General features: G+C 67.2%; 1 protein-coding gene. It reads left to right on the forward strand.

What is annotated here, in order from left to right:
• Positions 1–53: 53 nt before the first annotated feature.
• On the forward strand, positions 54–1142 hold a 1089-nt coding region (locus Vqi01_RS30455), incomplete at its 3' end, for an amino acid adenylation domain-containing protein (protein WP_239098787.1).

The raw sequence follows: 1142 nt of genomic DNA on the forward strand, positions 1-1142 counted from the left end.
AGCTCCCGCTGGCCGGCCGCGAGTCCCTCGACATCGCCGACGTCGAGGCCCATTTGACGGACCAGGACGTCGTCCCCGCGCCCGGCACCGTCGGCGAGGACGCCGCCACGCTGATCTACACCTCCGGATCGACCGGCACGCCCAAGGGCGCCATGGTGCCGCACCGCGGCATCATCCGGCTGCTGCGTGACACCGACTACGTCCGGCCCGAGGAGCTGCGGGCCGTGGGCCAGGTCTCCAACGCCTCCTTCGACCCGCTGCTGTTCGAGGTGTGGGGGCCGCTGCTCAACGGCGGGCGGGTGGTGGTGGTGCCGACCGACGTGGCGCTCTCGCCGCCGCGCTTCGTCGAGCTGCTGCGCCGCGAAGCGGTCACCGCCGTCGCGATCGTCACCGCGCTGTTCAACTCGACCGTCAACGAGATCCCCGACGCCTTCGCGACCCTGCGGCAGGTCTACGTCGGCGGGGAGCGGATCAACCTCGGCTCCGTCGCCGCGGCGGTCGCCGCCGGCGGTGCCCAGATCAACAACATCTACGGCCCGACCGAGGTCACCAGCATTTCGACCTGCAATCCGCTGACCACCGTTCCCGCCAGCGCTGGCGCTATTGGTTCGACGATCGCGAATACATGGGCGTTTGTGGTGGATGAGTGGGGTTGTTTGGTGGGGGTGGGTGTTCCGGGTGAGTTGTGGCTGGGGGGCCCGGGGGTTGCGTGGGGTTATTGGAATCGTGCGGGTTTGACGGCGGATCGGTTTGTGCCGGATGGGTTTTCCGGTGCGGTGGGTGGTCGGTTGTATCGGACCGGGGATGTGGTGTGTTGGCGGCCTGATGGGTCGTTGGAGTTTGTCGGGCGTGTTGATCATCAGGTGAAGGTTCGGGGTTTCCGGGTTGAGCTTGGTGAGGTGGAGTCGGTGGTGGTGGCGCATCCGGCGGTGGCGTCGGGTGTGGTGGTGGCGGTCCGGTCGGGTGATGGGCCGGTGCGGTTGGTGGGTTATGTCCAGCCGGTGGTGGGTGAGCCGGTGAGTGTGGCGCAGTTGCGGGAGTTCGTGGGTGAGCGGTTGCCGGAGCATATGGTTCCGGTGTCGTTCGTGGTGATGGATTCGTTGCCGTTGAATCCGAATGGAAAAATCGACCGCAGGGCGTTG

The organism is Micromonospora qiuiae, assembly GCF_016863555.1.
Lineage (GTDB): Bacteria > Actinomycetota > Actinomycetes > Mycobacteriales > Micromonosporaceae > Micromonospora > Micromonospora qiuiae.